Consider the following 18,998-nt stretch of genomic DNA (forward strand, 5'->3'; position numbering starts at 1 on the left):
CCGTCGATGACGGGCCGCCCCTCTGGTTTCCGACCGAATCGGTTACCTTGTCAGGCTCAGGCTCAGGCTCAGGCTCAGGCCGGGTCGCTGACGCCGTCGGTGGAGAGGGTCTTCTGGGAGAGCCAGAGGCCGCTCGCCTTCATGAGATAGCCAAACAGGGCGCCGATGATGAGGGAGGGCAGAATGAGCCGCCACTCGCCTGCGGCGCCGAAGGTGGCACAGCAACCGGCGAAGGTGCCGGGAATGTAGGCGAGCCACTGCTGCTTGGCCTGCACGCACATCAGGGTGGCCACCACCCCTGTCATCAGATAACCCGCCATGCCGGCCCCCCACCAGGTCTCCCCGTGGATCAGCAGGAGTGCCCACAGCATGCCGGTGGTGTTGCACAGCAAGGTCTGTAACAGCGCCTTGTAACCGCCACTCGAGGCGAAGTAGCTGGTGCAGCCGAGGAAGCCGACCCAGGAGATGAGACCGAGTGCGGCGGCCAGTCCACCCCAGACGGCGGAGAGGATCCCGGTCGTGATGGCGATGGCGAACAGTGGGCTCATGGCGTGACTCTCAGTGGTTGAATCCGGAAAAGGAGGCAGCCTACTCCGCGGTGGAGCGGCAGCAAGCGGGGGCCGGATTGTGTGTGATCCCGGTCACTCTTTGCAACTCTGGAATACGCTTGCGCTCGCGAAAAAAATTCATTGGAGGCGCCGCAGACCTTGTTCCATAGTTAGAGGCCCTGTCCTGCTCATGGAGTGAGTCTGATGGTGCCAAACGTGATCGTTCCTCTGCTGGTGTTCGTAGTGCTCTTCCTGGCCGGTACCATGGCCAAGGCACTGCCCCTTTACCAACTCATGTAATTCTGTGTGAAATAAAACTCGGCCGGGGCGGGTCTTATGGTTGTCAACCTCATCGTCCCGGGAGTTTTTTCATGTTGATCAAGCGCCGTACTTCTCATCACCCCACCGAACAGGATGTCACGCCGGAAACCGTCTATCAGGATCGTCGCCGCATCCTGAAAGGGCTGGGCCTGGGCGTCGGTGCCGCCACCCTGGCGTTTCCGGTGAAGGCCAGCCTGCTGGATCTCTTCGCACCGGACAAGCCGGCCCCCGTGGCCCCCACCAGACCCCTCGACATCCGTGCCGCGACCCGGCCAGAGGGATTGATCCTCACCCCGGAGGAGAAGGCCACCACCCACAACAATTTCTACGAGCTGGGGACCGACAAGGGGGATCCGGCCCGCAACGGCCATTACCTCAAGCCCGAGCCCTGGACCCTGAAGGTGGAAGGGGAGGTGGCCAAACCCTTCACCCTGGATGTGTGGGATCTCATCAACAAGAGCACGCTGGAGGAGCGCATCTATCGGCTGCGCTGCGTGGAGGCCTGGTCCATGGTGCTGCCCTGGAGCGGCATTGCGCTGGCGGATCTGATCCGCCGTGCCGAGCCCACCAGTCGCGCCAAGTTCGTGGCCTTCGAGACGCTCTATGATCCGGAACAGTTACCGGGGCAGGCCTCCCGTGCCCTGGGGGGCGGCATCGATTATCCCTATGTGGAGGGCTTGCGCCTCGACGAGGCCATGCACCCCCTCTCCTTCCTCGCCATGGGGCTCTATGGCAAAACCCTGCCCGCCCAGAACGGGGCTCCCATCCGGCTGGTTGTGCCCTGGAAGTACGGCTTCAAGAGCATCAAGAGCATCGTCTCCATCCGCCTGGTGGAGGAGATGCCCCCCACCACCTGGAACCTGCTGGCGCCGAACGAGTATGGTTTCTATGCCAACGTCAATCCGCAAGTGGATCACCCGCGCTGGAGCCAGGCGAGCGAGCGTTTCATCGGCGAGGGGGGCATCTTCGGGGCCAAGCGCCAGCCGACCCTGATGTTCAATGGCTACGGCGACGAGGTGGCGTCCCTCTATCAGGGGATGGATCTGCGTAAATGGTATTGAGACTGACGCTCTGCCCGACTGATCTCTTGTCCCCTTCTCCCCTGGTGGGAGAGGGGATGAGAAGCGGGAAAAACATGACGGGAACTGCAATATGATGCCGAGACTGAAAACAGCCCATGTCAACGGCTTGCGGGCGCTGGTGCACCTTGGTTCGCTCGGCTTTCTACTCTGGCTGGGCTATGCCGTGCCAGCCGGGCTGCTGGGGGGGGATCCGGTCCAGGGGCTGACCCATTACCTTGGCAAGGGGGCCCTCCACCTGCTGTTGCTGACCCTGCTGGTGTCGCCGCTCGCCAAGCGCTGGCGCCAGGGGCAGCTCATCAAGCTGCGCCGCCCCCTCGGGCTCTGGTGCGCCGCCTGGGCGTCCCTGCACTTCATGGTCTGGCTGGGGCTGGATCTGCAGTTCGACTGGGGGCTGATTGGCGGCGAGCTGGTCAAGCGCAGCTACATAGTGGTGGGCATGGTGGCGCTGCTGCTGTTGCTGGCGCTCGGCATCACCTCGATCCCGGCCCTGTTGCGTCGCATGGGGCCGGCCTGGCAGAAGCTGCACAACTGGATCTACGGGGTGGCTCTGCTGGTGCCGATACACTACTGGTGGTCGGTCAAGAGCGGGTGGCAGGAGCCCCTCATCTATCTGGTACTGGCCTGCGCCCTGCTGTGGCCCCGTCGGGAAAAGCTGCTGCGCCCCTGGCGCAGGCGAGCGCAAGTGGCCGGGAGGGAGGCGGCGCAACAGCCGTCACGCCCATAGCAAAAGAGGCCTATTCGGCCTCTTTTTTGGTGATCTCGCCGGTGTTGGCATCGACCTGCAACTGGACGCGCTGATCGTCGGCATTCAGGGTATCGACCTCGAATTTGTCCCCTTCCAGCTCCACTTCCCGAATGTCGTGATAACCTTGTGCCAGCAACAACTTGACCAGTCCGGCCATGTCGAGACGTGTCTGCGCCGCCCAGCCAAAGGTGGAAAAGAGGCACAAGATCAGCAGGATACTGCGTGGGATCATATTCATTCCGGATTCATGGCTGGCACACTATAAACGGCATTATGTTAGGTTTTGAGAGATGAATCACCCATGAATAGCGCGCTGCCCCTGCTTGGATTGCTGCTGCCGATGCTGGTTCAGGCGGCCCAGCCGAACGAGGCCTTGCTGCAACAGGCGGTCAGCGAGGGGCGGGTCCGCCCGTTTCATGAGTTGATGGAGGTGGCCTCCCGCCTGCCGGTGCGCGTGCTGCGCGTCGATCTGGGTGAGGAGGATGGCGTCTGGCTCTACGAGCTCAGGCTCATCGACGAGGAGAACAGCGTCATCAAGGTGGGCTATCGGGCTGACAACCTGGAGATGGTGTGGCTCAAGGGCCACCATCTGGAGCGCCTGTTCGCTCCGCGCCCGCCCCCGGAAGAGGAGTAACGGCGTGAGTCCGTGAACCTACCGTCATCCGGTTCGTCCCCCCAACCGTTGCCGATGCCGGCACAACCCTGTTTTGGATACCCTTGTATGCGCATTCTGATAGTTGAAGATGAAAAGATCCTCGCGGGCCAGCTGGCGGAACAGCTGCGTCTGTCCGGCTTCGTCACCGATCTCTGCCACGATGGCAACGAGGCGGGCTTTCTCGGCGAGACCGAACCCTATGACGCCATCATCCTGGATCTCGGCCTGCCCGGTCGCGACGGCCTGAGCGTACTGAAGGAGTGGCGCAGCAAGGGGATGGACACCCCGGTGCTGGTGCTGACCGCCCGTGGCCAGTTGCACGAGAAGATTGAAGGGCTCAACGCTGGGGCGGATGACTACCTCACCAAGCCCTTCCAGGTGGCGGAGCTGGTGGCCAGGGTGCAGGCGCTGGTGCGCCGGGCGGCGGGGAACGCCAGCTCCATCCTCGAGATCGGTGGCGTGCGTCTCGACATGGCGGCCTCCCAGGTGTGGTACGAAGGGACCCCCATCAAGCTCACCGCCCACGAGTTCCGGGTGCTGGGCTACCTGATGCAGCACAGGGGCAAGGTGGTGTCCCGCAGCGAGCTGATCGACCACATCTATGCCCAGGATTTCGATCGCGACTCCAACACCGTGGAGGTGTTCATCGGCCGCATTCGCAAGAAGACCCACGCCGATCTCATCGAGACGGTGCGCGGCCTCGGCTACCGGATCAACGAATGACGCGACCGCAACCGATGGCGGGGTGGGTTGAATGAGGCTGGTACGCACCCTGCGAGGTCGGCTGGTGGTGATCGCCATGGTCTGGTGCGGTCTCTTCCTGTTCGCCACCGGCTTCAGCCTGCAGACCATGATGCGCAACTACTGGCAGGAGGCGGAGGCTGATGGCTTGCGCCTGCAGCTCTACGATCTGCTCTCCCGCCTCGAGATCCAGCCGGACGGCATGCCGGTGGTCACCGAGCCCATGGCCGACCCCCGTTATCGCCAGCCCTACTCCGGCTACTACTGGCAGCTGGAGTTGGGGGAGACGGTGGTCAGTCGTTCCCGCTCCCTGTGGGATGCCCATCTGAGCGCCCACGGCCTGAAGTCGGCCTTCGGCGATCCGGATCTCTTCGTCGGCAAGGGGCCCAACAAGGAGCCTCTGCTCATCATGACCCGTACCGTGCTGCTGCCGGGGTCTGATCGGGTCTTCACCCTGGTGATGGCCAAGGACAGCAGCGCCCTGACCCAGACCCTGAAGAAGACCCGCATCAGCCTCTTCCTCGGCCTCGGCTTCGCCGCCACCGGCCTGGTGCTCGGCTTCATGTTCCAGATCCTCTACGGCCTGCGCCCGCTGCACCTGCTGCGTCGCGAGCTGAGCCGCGTCCATCAGGGTCATCAGGAGGGGTTCCGGCTGCGCTACCCCCTGGAGATCCAGCCGCTGGTGGAGGACATCAACCGCCTGCTGCACCACTATGGCGAGCTGCTGCAACGAGCCCGTTCCCACACCGGCAACCTGGCCCACGCCCTCAAGACGCCGCTCAGCATCATGCGCAACCAGGTGACCCAGTTGCCGCCGGAGGATCAGGCCGCCCTCGGCGAGCAGCTCGACCAGATCCAGCGCCACATCGACTACCACCTCGGCAAGGCGCGGGTGACCGGCGCCGCCAAGATCCTCGGGGTGTCGACCCCGGTGCGGGCCCGGGTGGAGTACATCTGCCGCGCCTTCTCCCGCCTCTATCCCGGCAAGACGGTGGACTTGCAGGTGCCGGTCAATCTGGCGGTCGGGGTGGAGGAGCAGGACTTCGACGAGATGGTGGGCAACCTGCTGGAGAACGCCTTCAAGTGGTCCGCCAGCGAGCTGCGCATCTCCAGCGCCGAGCTGGGGGGCTGGATCACCCTGCGCATCGAGGACGACGGTCCCGGCATGAGCGAGGATCAGATCGCCAAGGCGGTGTTGCGGGGGGTGCGCCTCGATGAGAAGGTGCCGGGCTCGGGCCTTGGCCTCAACATCGTCTCGGATCTCGCGGAAGCCTATCGCGGCAGTCTCATCATGGGGCGGGCCGAGCTGGGGGGGCTCGCCGCTTCCCTCTCCCTGCCCAAGGTGGCCAGGGTCGAGTGACGGGGCGCCCCGTCGGGGGGCCCCTTTTGTGCCGCCGTGCTGGCAAGGGGGGCGGCACCCGGCATAAGATACGTCTCTTGTTTCAGGTGTAGGAAGGGTAGCAATGACTGACGATCCTTGGGCTTTGTGCCATCTCGATGATTCGTTCGATGCCTCGGTGCTGGGCACCAAGGGGGCCCAGATCCAGTGGTTCGAGGACAGGGATGCCCTGATCCAGTTCCTGCTGGAGGACTTTGTCGACCTGCTGGCCGACGTGGGCGAGCTGGACGAGGATCAGACCGAGAGTGCCCGCGAGCGCTTCACCCTGCTGGTGGAGCAGAGCCTGGATGATCGCACCCTGATGGATGCCATCAACGATCTCGCCTCCGGCCTGCGCCGCATTGCCTGGCTGGGGCCCCTCTCCGAACTGGCTGAGTTGAGCGACGACTTCGCAAGCGGGCTGCGAGCCTTCTTCTGGAGCCAGTATGACGGTGACGAGGATGACCCCGAGGCCTGGGTGCCGGAAGATCTCTGGCCCCAGCTGGTGGAGTGTGCCGAAGAGTACATGGTGGAAGGAGACTTCTGAGCCACCTTGTCCGCGCTCTGGCTGCAAGGCGGGTGGAGTATGCGAAAGAGTATATGGTTGAGGGTGACTTGTGATTCTGAGCCACACCACAAACTGCGATAAGAAAACGGCGCCTTGATGGCGCCGTTTTTGTTGCTCAGTCCTCTACTCAGCCGTTGGCCGGTACCTCGTGCGCCGTGTTGGCGAGCACTGGCCCGATATACTTCTCTATCTGCAATTGGGCCATGTGGCCGCAGTTGCCCTGGGCCAGACTGGACGAGCCCTCGTCGAAGGTGAGGCAGTTGACGTTGCCGTTCTTGCAGATGCTGCCCGCTTCCCCCGGCTTGGCCGGATCGTACCAGGCCCCTTCACACACCCGCACTACCCCGGGCCGGATATCGGCGGAGATCAGGGCCCCCACCAGGATCTGGCCGCGCTCGTTGAAGGCCCGCACCAGATCCCCCTGAGCGATGCCGCGCGCTTTGGCGTCGTCCGGATGGATCAGGATCGCCTCCCGATCGGCGATGGCGAACTTGTCCCGCAGCGGGGTGTTGTCGAGCTGGGAGTGCAGCCGCTGGGTCGGATGGGAGGTGTTGAGCGACAGCGGATAGCGCGCTGCCGTCTCGCTCTTCACCCACTCCTTGGGCTCATACCACTTGGGATGACCGGCGCAGTCGGCATAACCCATCCCCGCCACCGTGCTGGAGAAGATCTCGATCTTGCCGGACGGGGTACCGAGCGGGTTGAGCAGCGGGTTCTCGCGAAAATCGGCGTGACGGATCCACTGGCGGTTGGCCTCCGGGATCGGGAAGCGGATGTAGTTGTTGGCCTCCCAGAACATGTTGAACGGCGGCAGCGCCACCCGGGCACCGCGAGCCTGGGCCGCCATGCCGTCGTACATCTGCTTGAGCCACAGCATCTCGTCCTTCCCTTCGGTGTACTGCTCCTGCACGCCCAGCTTGGCGGCGATGGCGCTGAAGATGTCGAAGTCGTTGCGGGCTTCAAACTGGGGGGGGACGCACTGGTGCATGGGGAAGACGTAGCGCTGGGAGTAGTCGCCCCCCATCTCCAGGTCGTTGCGCTCGTAGCTGGTGGTGGCCGGCAGTACGATGTCGGCGTGCTTGGCAGTCGCCGTCCAGTAGGGCTCGTGGACGATCACGGTCTGCGGCTTGCGCCACGCCTGCAGCAGGTTGTTGGTGTCCTGATGGTGGTGGAAGGGGTTGCCGCCCGCCACGTAGACCAGCTTGATGTCCGGATAGGTCACCTTGCGGCCGTTGAAGTCGATGGTCTTGCCCGGGTTGGCGAGGCAGTCGGCGATGCGGGCCACCGGGATGGGGGCCGGGCTGTTCTTCGGCGCGCTGCCAGCGGAGATCCCCGCCAGAATGCCGCCCTTGGCGGTGGGGCTGCCACCGGAGGAGTAGTGGTAACTGAAGCCGTAGCCGCCCCCCGGCAGGCCGATCTGGCCCAGCATGGCGGCCAGAGTGACCAGCATCCAGTTGGGCTGCTCCCCGTGGTGCTGACGCTGCATGCCCCAGCCCGCCATGATCATGGTGCGCTTGGCGGCCATGTCGAGGGCCAGCTGGCGGATCACCTTGGCATCGACGCCGCAGATGGCGCTCGCCCACTCGGCGCTCTTGGGCTGGCCGTCCTCCTTGCCGAGCAGGTAGGCGAGGAAGGTGTCGAAGCCGACAGTGTAGCGATCGAGGAAGGCCTGATCGTGCTTCTTCTCGCTGTAGAGGGTGTGGGCCACCCCCAGCATCATGGCCACGTCTGTGTAGGCGTTCGGGGCAATCCACTCGGCGCCGACCAGCTTGGCGGTCTCGTTGTAGACGGGATCGATGCTGATGACCCGGGTGCCTTTCTCTTTCAGCGCCTTGAAGCCGGCCTGCCCCTCGTGATCCGGCATGTTCCAGCTGTTCTTCAGGGTCACCTGGGCGTTGACCCCCCAGAGCACCACCAGTTCGGCGTGCTCCACCACGTTGGGCCAGGCGGTCTGCTGCTCGTACACCTCGATGGAGCCCATCACGTGGGACATGATCACCTGGGCCGCGCCGGTGGAGTAGTCCCCGGCATAGCCGGTGAAACCCCCGGCCAGGTTCATCAGGCGGTGCAGCAGGGTGCGGCTGTTGTGGAACATGCCCACGCTCTTCCAGCCGTAGGATCCGGCGTGGATCGCCTGGGGGCCGAAATCAGACTGGACGCGCTGGATCTCGCCGGCCACCAGTTCGATGGCCTTCTCCCAGCTCACTCGCACCCACTCGTCGGCACCGCGCAGCTCCGGTCTGGCACCCGGGCCGTGCTCCAGCCAGCTCTTGCGCACCATGGGGTACTTGATGCGGTTCTTGGCGTGGACCTGGAACGGCGCCATGTCGATGAGGTCATTCGGCGCTGGGTCATCGGCCACCGGCTGGACCCGCACCATGCGGCCCTCGGAGACGATGGCCTCGAAGGCTCCCCAGTGGGCGCCGGTCAGGATGCCTTTCTGGGCGGGGACCAGAGTCGGGAACTGCTCCAGCGCCGTGCTGACGGCCTTGGCCAGGGCGCTTTTCGGAAAGAGACCAGCCAGCAGGGGCAGGGCGGCACAGGCCCCCAGCCCCTTGAGCAGAGTACGGCGGGAGAGGTTGGTCTGTTGGTCATTGAAAAAAGTCATGGGAGAGTCCTCTGTTCCTGCCTTAATGGGCCGCGCTCATGTCGCTGGCGTGTTTCTGCACGTATTGGGTGAGCATGCGCGCCTGCTCCGGGGTGAGGGAGGTACGGGACTCCATCCCCTTGATGACGCCGATCCACTGGTTGGCGTTGAAGTGATCCAGCGCGGTGAGGCCGTGACAGCCGGTGCAGTTGTTGGACATCAGGGTGGAGGCGTATTGCCACAGCTTGCCCTGGTCGCCGATGAGCTGGCTCTGGTCGACCCAAGCGGTCAGGCTGACCTGATGCCAGGTGAGGTTGGTGGCGCTGTCGGTCTCGCTCTTGCCGGTTACGAGGGCTTTTCTGGCGGCTTCGCCGACCAGCACGCTCAGGATCCGTTTGCCGGGGGCGGCGTAGAACACCTCGCTCACACCGTCCTGCTGCCAGCCGTCGATGCGCACCTGGGCGCGGCCGTTGTCGTTGGCCAGCACTTCCACCTGGGTGGAGGGCATCAGGGTGCCTTCATCAGTCTTGGCGCCAGCATCCAGATAGAGCGGGGTGGTGGCGATGGCATAGCGGGTGGTGACGGTGGTCGGGGTCTGGGCCGCGGCGGCGGCCAGTTCGCTGGCACCGGCGGCGGCCAGGCCACTCATGTCCGGCATGATGTGGGCAACGCCGCGGTGGCAGTCGATGCAGGTCTGACCCTCCTTGATGGCGACCGGGTGCTCGGCGCGGGCATTGGGGCGCTGGGCCAGGATGTCCATCGCCGCGTAGCTGTGGCAACTGCGACAGGTGGCGGAGTCATTGGCTTTGAGCTGATCCCACACGGTCTGGGCCATGCGCAGCTTGTGGGCCTCGTATTTTTCCGGGGTGTCGAGGGTGCCGATCGCCTCGTGATAGATGTCTTTCACGGCGCGGATCTTGGTCCAGAGATAGGCGGCGGGTTCACTGGGGATGTGGCAGTCGGCGCACTCGGCGCGGATCCCCTTCACGTTCTGGAAGTGGACACTGCCCTGATATTCGGCGAGCGGGGTCTGCATGGAGTGGCAGGAGACGCAGAACTCGGTGGAGCTGGTCTTGTGCAGCACGGTGACGGTGACGCCCAGTGCAGCGACCCCCAGCAGGGCCCCGAGCAGCAGAAGCCAGAACCAGGTCTTTCTCAACAGTTTTCCAAGCATGGTGACGGTGTCCTTCGAATTCGGGTATTACCAATATAGTAGTAGTCCCAAGATTCGATGGGTTGACCTCGGTCATGATTTTTATTTCGACATGTAAGTAATTTTTGGGTTTTTTTTTGTTTGGGCATGCTTTTTTGAATTTTAATCGCACTTTTATCCTTCAACGGGAGCGGGATGTCCTGTGATGGGGGCGATGCCCAAGCCGGGGCGGGGAGGCCGCGCACCACCCCGGGGCTTGGGGTTTGCGGTGAGAGGATTGTATACTGTTCACATATACAGTATTCAGGTGTATCCATCATGCGACTCTTTATCGCCGAGAAACCCAGCCTTGGCCGCGCCATCGCCGATGTCCTCCCCAAACCTCACAAGAAGGGGGAGGGTTTCATCGAGACGGCGCAGGGAGACGTGGTGACCTGGTGCATCGGCCACCTGTTGGAGCAGGCCGAGCCCGATGCCTACGATGCCGCCTACAAGCAGTGGCGCATGGAATCCCTCCCCATTGTCCCGACCCAGTGGCAGCTGGTGGCCAAACCCAAGACCAAGGCCCAGCTGGCCGTCATCAAGGGGCTCATCAAGCAGGCGGACTGCGTGGTCAACGCCGGTGACCCGGACAGGGAAGGGCAACTGCTGGTGGACGAGGTGATCGACTTTCTCGGTTATCCCAAGACCAAACCGGTTCAGCGCTGCCTCATCAGCGATCTCAATCCCCCCGCCGTGCGCCGCGCCCTCGACAAGCTCAGGGACAACAAGGAGTTCGTGCCGCTGGCGGTGTCGGCGCTGGCCCGTAGCCGTGCCGACTGGCTCTATGGCATCAACATGACCCGGGCCTATACCCTGCTTGGCCGCAAGGGGGGTTGCAGCGAGCTGCTGTCGGTGGGCCGGGTACAGACCCCCTTACTCGGTCTGGTGGTGCGCCGGGATCTCGAGATCGAGGCCTTCGTTCCCAAGCCGTTCTACGAGGTGATGGCCCATCTGCTGACCCAGGGCAACGAACGCTTCACCGCCAGGTGGCTGCCATCGGAGGCCTGTCTGCCCTGGCAGGATGAGGAGGGACGGGTGCTCAACCGGGCGCTGGCCGCCAAGGTGGTGGAGCGGATCCAGGGGCAACCCGCCCGGGTGGAGGCGGTGGAGGAGCAGGCGCGCAAGCAGGCGGCGCCGCTCCCCTACAACCTCTCCAGCCTGCAGATCGACGCGGCCAAGCGCTTTGGCATGGATGCCAAGCGGGTGCTGGACGTCTGCCAGAGCCTCTACGAGCGGCACAAGCTCATCACCTATCCCAGATCCGACAGCCGCCATCTGCCGAGCGAGCACTTCAACCGGGCCGGCCAGGTGCGGGAGGCCATCGCCAGCACGGCCCCTGCGCTGGCCAGGGCGGTCGCCGAAGCGGATGGCAGGATCCGCAGCAAGGCGTGGAACGACAGCAAGGTGGATGCCCACCACGCCATCATTCCCACCGAGAAGAGGGGGAACGAGGGGAGCTTGGGGGCCGACGAGGCGAAGCTGTACGGCCTGATTGCCCGCCAGTATCTGCTGCAGTTCTACCCGCCGTTCGAGTACAACGACAGCAAGGTGTTGCTGCGCATCGCCGGAGGGCTGTTCCAGGCCAAGGCGCGCCGCATCCTCAAGGCGGGCTGGAAGGCGCTGCTCGGAGTGGAAGAGGATGACGAGGAGGAGGCGGGAACCCTGCCTGCCCTGAAAGAGGGGGAGGAACTGCTGTGCGAGCGGGGGGAACTGCTGGAGAAGATGACCCAGCCCCCCAAGCCGTTTACCGATGCCACCTTGCTGGCCGCCATGACCGGCATCGCCCGTTATGTGCAGGATCCCGAGATCCGCAAAACCCTACGGGAGACCGACGGTCTGGGCACCGAGGCGACCCGGGCCGGGATCATCGATCTGCTGTTCAAGCGCCGCTTCCTGGTGCGCCAGGGCAAGAGCATCAAGGCCACCCCGACCGGGCGAGCCCTGGTCCAGGCGCTGCCCACGACCGCCACGACACCGGACATGACGGCACTGTGGGAGCAGAGTCTGGGGCAGATCGCCGAACGTCACGGCAGCTACCAGCAGTTCATGGGGCCGCTCACCGAGCAGCTCAACGGCCTGATCGAGGGGGCCCGGCAGGATTCCGGCGCCAGCTTCAGCGCGCTGCCCAAGGCGGCGCCCGGTGACAGCAAGCAGCGCTTTGCCCGCCGCAAGCGGACTGCGTCCACCGCCGCACGCCCCCGCACGAGCAAGAGTGCTGGCAAGAGTACGGGAAAGAGCTCTGGCAAGGGGACGACCAGGGGCAAGGCGGCCTGAGGCTGGCGAGCGCCGTGATCACATAAAAATAAGAAGAGGGGCCAGTGGCCCCTCTTTGCATGGATGGAGCGGCTTACCCCGTGTAGACGCTCTCTTCCGGATAACGGATGCGGGTCTCCACCGGGCGGGCCAGCATGATCGCCAGGGTAAGGGGCCCCAGACGGCCGCAGATCATCACCAGCACCAGGATCAGTTTGCCCGGTTCGCTCAGAGAAGCGGTGATGCCGGTGGACAGACCCACAGTGGCAAAGGCCGAGATGGTCTCGAACATGATCTTGTCGAATGATTGCGACTCCGTGAGCATCAGCAGGAACATCGCCATCATCAGCACCATGGTACTGACGATGATGATGGCCAGGGAGCGGGTCACTATCTGGGGTGACAGGGTGCGGCCGAAGGCGGTGACATGGGGGCGCTTGGTCAGAAACGCCCGGGTCGCCAGCAGGACGACGGCAAAGGTGGTGACCTTGATACCGCCCCCGGTGGAGGTCGCCCCGGCACCGATGAACATCAGCATCATCATGAACAGCAGGGAGGCCGGCACCATCTGGCCGATATCCACCGTGTTGAAGCCCGCCGTGCGCGCGGTGGCCGACTGGAAGAAGGCTGCCAGCCACTGGCTCCCGAAGGAGGCGTTGCCCAGGGTGCCCGGGTTGTTGTGCTCCAGCAGCCAGAACATCAGGGTCCCCAGCAGCAGCAGGGCAGGGGTCATCAGCAGCATCAGCTTGCTGTGCAGTTTCAGCTTGCGCCAGCGGCGGTTGCGCACCAGGTCGACGATGACGGTGAAGCCTACCCCCCCCAGGATCAGCAGGGCCGGTATGGTCAGGCTGATGAGGGGGTCATCCCGGTAGTCCATGAGGTTGTTGGCAAACAGCGAGAAGCCGGCGTTGTTGAAGGCCGACACCGCGTGGAAGAAGCTGACGTAGAGGCCGTGGCCCCAGCCCATGTCGGGCACCCAGCGAATGGCCATGATGGCGGTGCCGATCAGCTGGGCAATCAGGGCGAACAGGACGATGCGCTTCACCAGCTGGACGATGTTGACGGACCCCTCCTGGCCCAGCGCCTCCTTGGCCAGCACCTGTTGGCGCAGCCCGACCCGCTTGCTGAACATGGCGATGAGCAGCAGTGTCATGGTCATCTGGCCGAGACCGCCAATCTCCATCAATATCAACAGGATGATCTGCCCCTGCAGGGTGAAGGCGGTGCCGGTATCCACCACCCCGAGGCCGGTCACGCTGATGGCTGACGTGGCGGTGAACAGGGCGTTGATGACGGTGACCTCACCCTTGTGGCTGGAGGGCTGGACCAGAAACAGGGTGCCGACCAGCAGGATGATGAGGAAACTGCCCAGGATGAGCTTGGCCTCGCTCCAGCGGGAGTTGTCTTCCCGGTGCAGGGTGAAGGCGTAGTTGCTGCGCCAGTTGATCATAGGGTGTCGAGCCAGTGATCGATGGCGTGCTTGTTGCCGGCCAGGATCAGGATGTCACCGAGTTGCAGCTCCATCTTGCCGGTCAGGACGTTGTGGAGCACCTCGCCACGCTTGATGGCCAGCAGCTGGAAATCGCTTTGTTGCAGCAGGTGCAAATCGGCCAGGGTGCGGGTGTTTTGCTGCAGGCCGATCACGAACTCGGTCAGCACCATGTCGTGACCCAGCTCCAGGTAGTCGAACAGCCGGTTGTCCAGCATGCTCTGGGCTACCCGGCGGCCCATGTCCCACTCCGGGTTGATCACCTTGTCCGCGCCCACCTTCTGCAAGATCTTGGCGTGGAACTTGTCGCGGGCCTTGACCCAGACCTTCTTCACGCCCGCCTCTTTCAGCACCAGCGTGGTCAGGATGCTGGTCTCCAGGTTGTCGCCGATGGCGACAAAGACGATGTCGAAATTCGCCAGGCCCAGTTCGGCGACCGTGGCCTCGTCGGTGGCATCGGCCACGATGACGTGGTTGCAGAGGGCGGCTATCTGGCGGGTCTTGCTCTCGTCGATGTCGATGGCCAGTACCTCGGCATTCTGGCGCTGCAACTCTTCGCACAAGGCGCTGCCAAACAGGCCCAGGCCGATGACGGCGAATTGATTGTTCATGCATGCTTCCTCAGCGGGATGAAGGGGTTACTCTACTCCAGCGCCGTGAGTCCGAAAAGTGTCCGGGTTTTTTGTCCCGGGGGATCTGGGGTAAACTGCGCCCTTGTCCTTGTCGGAACACACAGATGAAACTCACCCCCCACGCCTCCCTGTCGACCCTCAATACTCTGGGCCTGGACGCACACTGCCTCTGGCTGGCCGATGTGACCCGGCCGGATGATCTCGCGCAACTGCGGACCAACCCGGAGTTGGCCACCTTGCCGCGCCTGGTGCTGGGAGGAGGAAGCAACGTCCTGTTCTGCGATGACTTTGCCGGTCTGGTGGTCCACAACGGCCTGAAAGGGATCACGCTGCACGAGGAGTCCGAGCACTGGCGGCTACACGTGGCGGCAGGTGAAAACTGGCACGATCTGGTATGCCACGCCCTGCAACAGGGCTGGCACGGGCTGGAGAATCTGGCACTCATTCCCGGGACGGTCGGGGCGGCCCCGGTACAGAACATCGGTGCCTACGGGGTCGAGCTGGCCAGCGTCTGTGCCTACGTGGAGGCGTTCAACTGGCAGAGTGGCGAGGTTGAGCGCATCGCGGCGGCCGACTGCCGATTCGGTTACCGTGACAGCATCTTCAAGCACGACTATCAGGACTCCCACTTCATCACCGCCGTCGGTCTGCGCCTGCCCAAGGCATGGCGTCCGGTCGCCGGTTATGGCCCGCTGGCGGCGCTGGGGGATGCCCCTTCACCACAGGCCATTTTCGACACCGTCTGTGCCACCCGCATGGCCAAGCTGCCGGATCCGGCGGTGCTGGGCAACGCGGGCAGTTTCTTCAAAAACCCTGTGGTGCCTGCCGCCCTGGCCGAGACCCTGAAACAGCAATACCCGCAGATGCCCTGCTACCCTGCGGCAGAAGGGCAGGCCAAGCTGGCGGCTGGCTGGCTCATCGATCAGTGCGGTCTCAAGGGGTTTGCCATCGGTCGTGCCGCCGTGCATCAGGAGCAGGCGCTGGTGCTGGTCAATCTGGGGGGCGCCAGCGCCATGGAGCTCATCGCGCTGGCGGCCCATGTCCGCGACAGCGTGGAGCACCAGTTCGGTGTGGTGCTGGAACACGAGGTGCGCTTCATTGGGCGCAGCGGTGAAACCTGGCTCGACGAGGTACTGGCATGACCCTGACCCCCGTCAGACAGACCCTGATCACCCTGCTCAGCGACGGCCAGTTCCATTCCGGCGAGCAGCTGGGCGAGCGCCTTGGCATCAGCCGGGCGGCGGTGAGCAAGCACATGGCCGCGCTCAAGGATCTGGGGCTGGATCTCTTCAGCCTGACCGGCAAGGGCTATCGGCTGGCGGTGCCCATGGCCCTCTATGACGAGGGGCGGCTGCAGGCAGAGGCACCGATGGCGCCGGTGCACTGCTTCCCTGTCATCGATTCCACCAACCAGTACCTGCTGGAGCGGGTCAATACCCTGAGCTCCGGGGAAAGCTGTCTGGCCGAGTGCCAGACCGCCGGGCGGGGACGTCGTGGCAAACCCTGGGTTTCTCCCTTCGGTTGCCAGCTGATCCTGAGCATGTACTGGCGGCTTGAGCAGGGCATGGCGGCCGCCATGGGACTGAGTCTCGCGGTCGGCGTGGCGGTGGTCGAGGCGCTGGAGTCACTCGGTTATCCCGGGGTGGCGCTCAAGTGGCCGAACGACCTCTATTACCAGGGCCGCAAGCTGGCGGGCATCCTGGTGGAGATGAGCGGCAGTGCGGGTGCCAGCTGCCATCTGGTGATCGGGGTCGGCCTCAATCTGGCGATGCCGAGTCGGGAGGGGGAGAAGATCGATCAGGCCTGGTCCGAGCTGCGCCATATCCAGCCCGAGCTGGTGGATCGCAACGAGCTGGCCGCCTGCGTGCTGCTGCACCTGCAACAGGCCATGCAAACCTTCGAACAGTCGGGGCTGGCGAGTTTTGTCGAGAGCTGGAACCGGCTCGACCACTTCGCCGGCCAGCCGGTAAAGCTGCTGATGGGAGAGCAGGTGATCCGCGGGATTGCCCGGGGGATCGACGAACGCGGAGCCCTGCGTCTGGAGACGGAAGAGGGGCTCAAGCTCTATCTGGGAGGGGAACTCTCCCTGCGGCGGGGGGACTGAACCCATACGCTCATGACGACTGAATGTAAGAGGGGGCCTGCGGGCCCCCTCTTTCATGTATGCACTGCGACAGTGGTCACTTGCGCAGCTTGATCTGCTCGATGGCGTGCTCGTTGCCCTTGGTGAGGATGAGGTTGGCCCGCTCCCGGGTCGGCAAGATGTTCTCTTGCAGATTCAGGTAGTTGATATCCTGCCAGATGTTGTTGGCGATCTCGGTCGCCTCGCTCTCGGCCAGCTTGGCGTAGTGGTGGAAATAGGAGTCGGGATCCGAGAAGGCGCCGCTGCGGAATTTGAGAAAACGATCGATGTACCAGGTGCGCAGCAGCTCGGCGTCGGCATCCACATAGATGGAGAAGTCGACGAAGTCCGACACGAACACGCGATGGGGGTCCTGGGGATAGTCCATGCCGCTTTGCAGCACATTGAGCCCCTCCAGGATCAGGATGTCCGGCTGCTCCACCACCTTCTTCTCGTCGGGCAGGATGTCATAGATGAGGTGGGAGTAGACGGGGGCCTCGACCTTCTCGTGGCCGGCGCGGATATTGGCGACAAACTCCACCAGATGGCGGATGTCATAAGACTCGGGGAACCCCTTGCGACGCATCAGGCCACGGGCTTCCAGCTCCTTGTTGGGAAACAGGAAGCCGTCGGTGGTGACCAGCTCCACCCTGGGGTGCTCCGGCCAGCGCTCCAGCAGTGCCTGAAGGATACGGGCCGTAGTGCTCTTGCCCCCCGCCACGCTGCCGGCGATGCTGATGATATAGGTGCCCTTGCCGCGGGACTGACCGAGAAACTGCTCCAGCACCCGGCTGCGGCGCTGCTTGGCCTTGACGTAGAGATTGAGGAGACGGGAGAGGGGCAGATAGATCTCTTCCACTTCCCGCAATGACACCTTCTCGTTGATCCCGCGCAGGGTCTGCAGATCGTGCTCGGTCAGGGTCAGGGGGACCGCATCGCGCAATAACGCCCATTGTTCGCGGGTGAATTGCAAATAGGGGTTATGCTCTGTCGTCATGGTGTCATCACTGTTTCTTGGGCAGGGCGACCATACACCAAGGGATCGGGAGCGACAAGGGACGCGTCCGGTCGGGACGGAGAAGGAGCGTTTTTTTGCCTGGATCCCGGCATAAATGCACATTTTGCAAGGTGCAATGGTTGCATCCCCAAAATCCTTACCATAAAATGCGCGACGCTTGGATGTCTGTCGTCTATTTGCCGAGCAAAAGCGACAAAAACAACGGGTGCAAGCAGAATTACCGTTGTGGCATTTATGCAACTGGAGGGGTTCCCGAGCGGCCAAAGGGATCAGACTGTAAATCTGACGGCTCTGCCTTCGAAGGTTCGAATCCTTCTCCCTCCACCATATTTCTCTGCGGTTTGAGTTCTTTGGGTTAGAGAAATGCGGGCATCGTATAATGGCTATTACCTCAGCCTTCCAAGCTGATGATGCGGGTTCGATTCCCGCTGCCCGCTCCAAGATGCTGATATGGCCCAGGTAATTCTGAGAGCCACACCTTAGGGTGAGTTCGGCAATCGAACCAGCCTGTCAGCACCAACCTCTCTACTCCCCTTGATTCAAATCCATCATATAAACTGTTCTGTGGTTAGCTTGCCACCGCGTACTCAGCGTTAGTTTAGAGGGACGATCATGTCTAAAGAAAAATTTGAGCGTAATAAACCGCACGTTAACGTGGGTACCATCGGCCACGTTGACCACGGTAAAACCACCCTGACCGCCGCCATCACCAACGTGCTGGCCAAGCACTTCGGTGGTAAAGCTTTCGCCTTCGACCAGATCGACAAGGCACCGGAAGAGCGTGAGCGTGGTATCACCATCAACACCTCCCACGTAGAATACGACACTGCTACCCGCCACTACGCCCACGTAGATTGCCCGGGTCACGCCGACTACGTTAAAAACATGATCACCGGTGCTGCCCAGATGGACGGCGCAATCCTGGTAGTAGCAGCGACTGACGGCCCGATGCCGCAGACTCGTGAGCACATCCTGCTGGGTCGTCAGGTAGGCGTTCCGTACATCATCGTGTTCATGAACAAGTGCGACATGGTAGATGACGAAGAGCTGCTGGAACTGGTCGAGATGGAAGTTCGCGAACTGCTGTCTGAGTACGACTTCCCGGGTGATGACCTGCCGGTAGTCCGTGGTTCCGCACTGAAAGCGCTGGAAGGCGAAGCTCAGTGGGAAGAGAAGATCCTGGAACTGGCTGGCCACCTGGACACCTACATTCCGGAGCCGGAGCGTGCCATTGACCAGCCGTTCCTGATGCCTATCGAAGACGTCTTCTCCATCGCAGGCCGTGGTACCGTAGTAACCGGTCGTGTAGAGCGCGGTATCGTCAAGGTTGGTGAAGAAGTGGAAATCGTTGGTATCAAAGATACCACCAAGACCACCTGTACCGGCGTTGAAATGTTCCGCAAACTGCTGGACGAAGGTCGTGCAGGTGAGAACGTTGGCGCGCTGCTGCGTGGCGTGAAGCGTGAAGACGTAGAGCGTGGTCAGGTACTGGCCAAGCCGGGCACCATCAAGCCGCACACCAAGTTCGAATCCGAAGTGTACGTGCTGTCCAAGGAAGAAGGCGGTCGTCACACTCCGTTCTTCAAGGGCTACCGTCCGCAGTTCTACTTCCGTACTACCGACGTGACCGGTACCATCGAACTGCCGGAAGGCGTAGAGATGGT

At 63.1% G+C, this 18,998-nt stretch carries 17 protein-coding genes and 2 tRNA genes; 12 read left to right on the forward strand and 7 right to left on the reverse strand.

Annotation, left to right across the window (positions count from 1 at the left end; all coding sequences use genetic code 11):
- Window positions 1-74: 74 nt before the first annotated feature.
- The gene (locus AB5Y80_RS03005) at window positions 75-548 is read right to left on the reverse strand and encodes a DUF1097 domain-containing protein (RefSeq protein WP_368172506.1); all 474 of its coding nucleotides are present in this window, start codon (window positions 546-548) and stop codon (window positions 75-77) included.
- Between the two features lie 371 nt (window positions 549-919).
- On the opposite strand from AB5Y80_RS03005, the gene msrP reads away from it, so the two are divergent.
- A complete protein-coding gene (msrP, locus tag AB5Y80_RS03010) occupies window positions 920-1,930 on the forward strand; it encodes a protein-methionine-sulfoxide reductase catalytic subunit MsrP (protein ID WP_323917450.1) in 1,011 nt (336 codons plus the stop codon).
- A 91-nt stretch (window positions 1,931-2,021) separates the two neighbouring features.
- Window positions 2,022-2,675 carry a protein-methionine-sulfoxide reductase heme-binding subunit MsrQ gene (msrQ, locus tag AB5Y80_RS03015; RefSeq protein WP_324045090.1) on the forward strand — a complete coding sequence of 218 codons (654 nt, stop codon included), beginning with the start codon at window positions 2,022-2,024 and terminating at the stop codon, window positions 2,673-2,675.
- Between the two features lie 10 nt (window positions 2,676-2,685).
- Here msrQ and AB5Y80_RS03020 read toward each other — a convergent pair whose 3' ends face one another.
- Window positions 2,686-2,934, reverse strand: coding sequence for a PepSY domain-containing protein (locus AB5Y80_RS03020; RefSeq protein ID WP_010675973.1), 249 nt, complete (start codon window positions 2,932-2,934; stop codon window positions 2,686-2,688).
- Window positions 2,935-2,997: 63 nt separating this feature from the next.
- Between AB5Y80_RS03020 and AB5Y80_RS03025 the strand changes: the two genes are divergently transcribed.
- The 4 genes from AB5Y80_RS03025 to AB5Y80_RS03040 all read left to right on the forward strand — a co-directional run bounded on the left by AB5Y80_RS03025 (window position 2,998) and on the right by AB5Y80_RS03040 (window position 6,017).
- The gene (locus AB5Y80_RS03025; protein ID WP_010675972.1) at window positions 2,998-3,330 is read left to right on the forward strand and encodes a PepSY domain-containing protein; all 333 of its coding nucleotides are present in this window, start codon (window positions 2,998-3,000) and stop codon (window positions 3,328-3,330) included.
- 87 nt (window positions 3,331-3,417) lie between these two features.
- Window positions 3,418-4,074: a response regulator transcription factor gene (locus AB5Y80_RS03030; protein WP_005332666.1), complete on the forward strand. Its 657-nt coding sequence runs from the start codon at window positions 3,418-3,420 to the stop codon at window positions 4,072-4,074.
- Between the two features lie 31 nt (window positions 4,075-4,105).
- Window positions 4,106-5,452 (forward strand): sensor histidine kinase, encoded by a 1,347-nt coding sequence (locus AB5Y80_RS03035; RefSeq protein WP_010675971.1) that lies wholly within the window; start codon window positions 4,106-4,108, stop codon window positions 5,450-5,452.
- Window positions 5,453-5,555: 103 nt separating this feature from the next.
- Window positions 5,556-6,017 (forward strand): hypothetical protein, encoded by a 462-nt coding sequence (locus tag AB5Y80_RS03040; RefSeq protein ID WP_010675970.1) that lies wholly within the window; start codon window positions 5,556-5,558, stop codon window positions 6,015-6,017.
- Between the two features lie 148 nt (window positions 6,018-6,165).
- Here the strand turns inward: AB5Y80_RS03040 and torA are convergent, their stop codons facing one another.
- Together torA and AB5Y80_RS03050 are read right to left on the reverse strand one after the other, a co-directional pair.
- Window positions 6,166-8,646, reverse strand: a complete 2,481-nt coding sequence (gene torA, locus AB5Y80_RS03045) for a trimethylamine-N-oxide reductase TorA (protein ID WP_368172507.1) — start codon at window positions 8,644-8,646, stop codon at window positions 6,166-6,168.
- 22 nt (window positions 8,647-8,668) lie between these two features.
- Window positions 8,669-9,799 (reverse strand): NapC/NirT family cytochrome c, encoded by a 1,131-nt coding sequence (locus AB5Y80_RS03050; RefSeq protein WP_201927096.1) that lies wholly within the window; start codon window positions 9,797-9,799, stop codon window positions 8,669-8,671.
- A 297-nt stretch (window positions 9,800-10,096) separates the two neighbouring features.
- Between AB5Y80_RS03050 and AB5Y80_RS03055 the strand changes: the two genes are divergently transcribed.
- A complete protein-coding gene (locus AB5Y80_RS03055) occupies window positions 10,097-12,094 on the forward strand; it encodes a DNA topoisomerase III (protein WP_069784980.1) in 1,998 nt (665 codons plus the stop codon).
- Between the two features lie 73 nt (window positions 12,095-12,167).
- On the opposite strand, the gene AB5Y80_RS03060 is transcribed toward AB5Y80_RS03055, so the two are convergent.
- On the reverse strand, window positions 12,168-13,523 hold the full coding sequence (locus tag AB5Y80_RS03060) for a TrkH family potassium uptake protein (protein WP_069784981.1): 1,356 nt from the start codon (window positions 13,521-13,523) through the stop codon (window positions 12,168-12,170).
- Entirely contained in the window at window positions 13,520-14,173 is a 654-nt protein-coding gene (locus AB5Y80_RS03065) for a TrkA family potassium uptake protein (protein ID WP_368172508.1), read from the reverse strand. Before AB5Y80_RS03065 ends, AB5Y80_RS03060 begins: the two co-directional genes overlap by 4 nt.
- 125 nt (window positions 14,174-14,298) lie before the next feature.
- Between AB5Y80_RS03065 and murB the strand changes: the two genes are divergently transcribed.
- Both murB and birA read left to right on the forward strand, forming a co-directional pair.
- Window positions 14,299-15,336, forward strand: coding sequence for a UDP-N-acetylmuramate dehydrogenase (murB, locus tag AB5Y80_RS03070; RefSeq protein WP_201890720.1), 1,038 nt, complete (start codon window positions 14,299-14,301; stop codon window positions 15,334-15,336).
- Window positions 15,333-16,298, forward strand: coding sequence for a bifunctional biotin--[acetyl-CoA-carboxylase] ligase/biotin operon repressor BirA (birA, locus tag AB5Y80_RS03075; RefSeq protein WP_266142649.1), 966 nt, complete (start codon window positions 15,333-15,335; stop codon window positions 16,296-16,298). The genes murB and birA overlap by 4 nt, the downstream gene beginning before the upstream one ends.
- Before the next feature lie 76 nt (window positions 16,299-16,374).
- On the opposite strand, the gene coaA is transcribed toward birA, so the two are convergent.
- Entirely contained in the window at window positions 16,375-17,313 is a 939-nt protein-coding gene (gene coaA, locus AB5Y80_RS03080) for a type I pantothenate kinase (RefSeq protein WP_029314861.1), read from the reverse strand.
- 263 nt (window positions 17,314-17,576) lie between these two features.
- Here coaA and AB5Y80_RS03085 point away from each other — a divergent pair.
- The 3 genes from AB5Y80_RS03085 to tuf form a co-directional block, all read left to right on the forward strand.
- Window positions 17,577-17,661, forward strand: a tRNA-Tyr gene (locus tag AB5Y80_RS03085).
- 38 nt (window positions 17,662-17,699) lie between these two features.
- Window positions 17,700-17,774 (forward strand) — tRNA-Gly (locus AB5Y80_RS03090).
- A gap of 172 nt (window positions 17,775-17,946) precedes the next feature.
- The coding region (gene tuf / locus AB5Y80_RS03095; protein ID WP_368172509.1) for an elongation factor Tu at window positions 17,947-18,998 on the forward strand (1,052 nt) is incomplete at its 3' end.

It is taken from the genome of Aeromonas sp. R2-1, from assembly GCF_040908425.1.
Lineage (GTDB): Bacteria > Pseudomonadota > Gammaproteobacteria > Enterobacterales > Aeromonadaceae > Aeromonas > Aeromonas caviae.

Excerpts from the sequence above, each read along its gene's own strand:
- AB5Y80_RS03005 (WP_368172506.1), bottom strand. The coding sequence starts at position 548 with ATGAGCCCACTGTTCGCCATCGCCATCACGACCGGGATCCTCTCCGCC.
- msrP (WP_323917450.1), top strand. The coding sequence starts at position 920 with ATGTTGATCAAGCGCCGTACTTCTCATCACCCCACCGAACAGGATGTC.
- msrQ (WP_324045090.1), top strand. The coding sequence starts at position 2,022 with ATGATGCCGAGACTGAAAACAGCCCATGTCAACGGCTTGCGGGCGCTG.
- AB5Y80_RS03020 (WP_010675973.1), bottom strand. The coding sequence starts at position 2,934 with ATGAATATGATCCCACGCAGTATCCTGCTGATCTTGTGCCTCTTTTCC.
- AB5Y80_RS03025 (WP_010675972.1), top strand. The coding sequence starts at position 2,998 with ATGAATAGCGCGCTGCCCCTGCTTGGATTGCTGCTGCCGATGCTGGTT.
- AB5Y80_RS03030 (WP_005332666.1), top strand. The coding sequence starts at position 3,418 with ATGCGCATTCTGATAGTTGAAGATGAAAAGATCCTCGCGGGCCAGCTG.
- AB5Y80_RS03035 (WP_010675971.1), top strand. The coding sequence starts at position 4,106 with ATGAGGCTGGTACGCACCCTGCGAGGTCGGCTGGTGGTGATCGCCATG.
- AB5Y80_RS03040 (WP_010675970.1), top strand. The coding sequence starts at position 5,556 with ATGACTGACGATCCTTGGGCTTTGTGCCATCTCGATGATTCGTTCGAT.
- torA (WP_368172507.1), bottom strand. The coding sequence starts at position 8,646 with ATGACTTTTTTCAATGACCAACAGACCAACCTCTCCCGCCGTACTCTG.
- AB5Y80_RS03050 (WP_201927096.1), bottom strand. The coding sequence starts at position 9,799 with ATGCTTGGAAAACTGTTGAGAAAGACCTGGTTCTGGCTTCTGCTGCTC.
- AB5Y80_RS03055 (WP_069784980.1), top strand. The coding sequence starts at position 10,097 with ATGCGACTCTTTATCGCCGAGAAACCCAGCCTTGGCCGCGCCATCGCC.
- AB5Y80_RS03060 (WP_069784981.1), bottom strand. The coding sequence starts at position 13,523 with ATGATCAACTGGCGCAGCAACTACGCCTTCACCCTGCACCGGGAAGAC.
- AB5Y80_RS03065 (WP_368172508.1), bottom strand. The coding sequence starts at position 14,173 with ATGAACAATCAATTCGCCGTCATCGGCCTGGGCCTGTTTGGCAGCGCC.
- murB (WP_201890720.1), top strand. The coding sequence starts at position 14,299 with ATGAAACTCACCCCCCACGCCTCCCTGTCGACCCTCAATACTCTGGGC.
- birA (WP_266142649.1), top strand. The coding sequence starts at position 15,333 with ATGACCCTGACCCCCGTCAGACAGACCCTGATCACCCTGCTCAGCGAC.
- coaA (WP_029314861.1), bottom strand. The coding sequence starts at position 17,313 with ATGACGACAGAGCATAACCCCTATTTGCAATTCACCCGCGAACAATGG.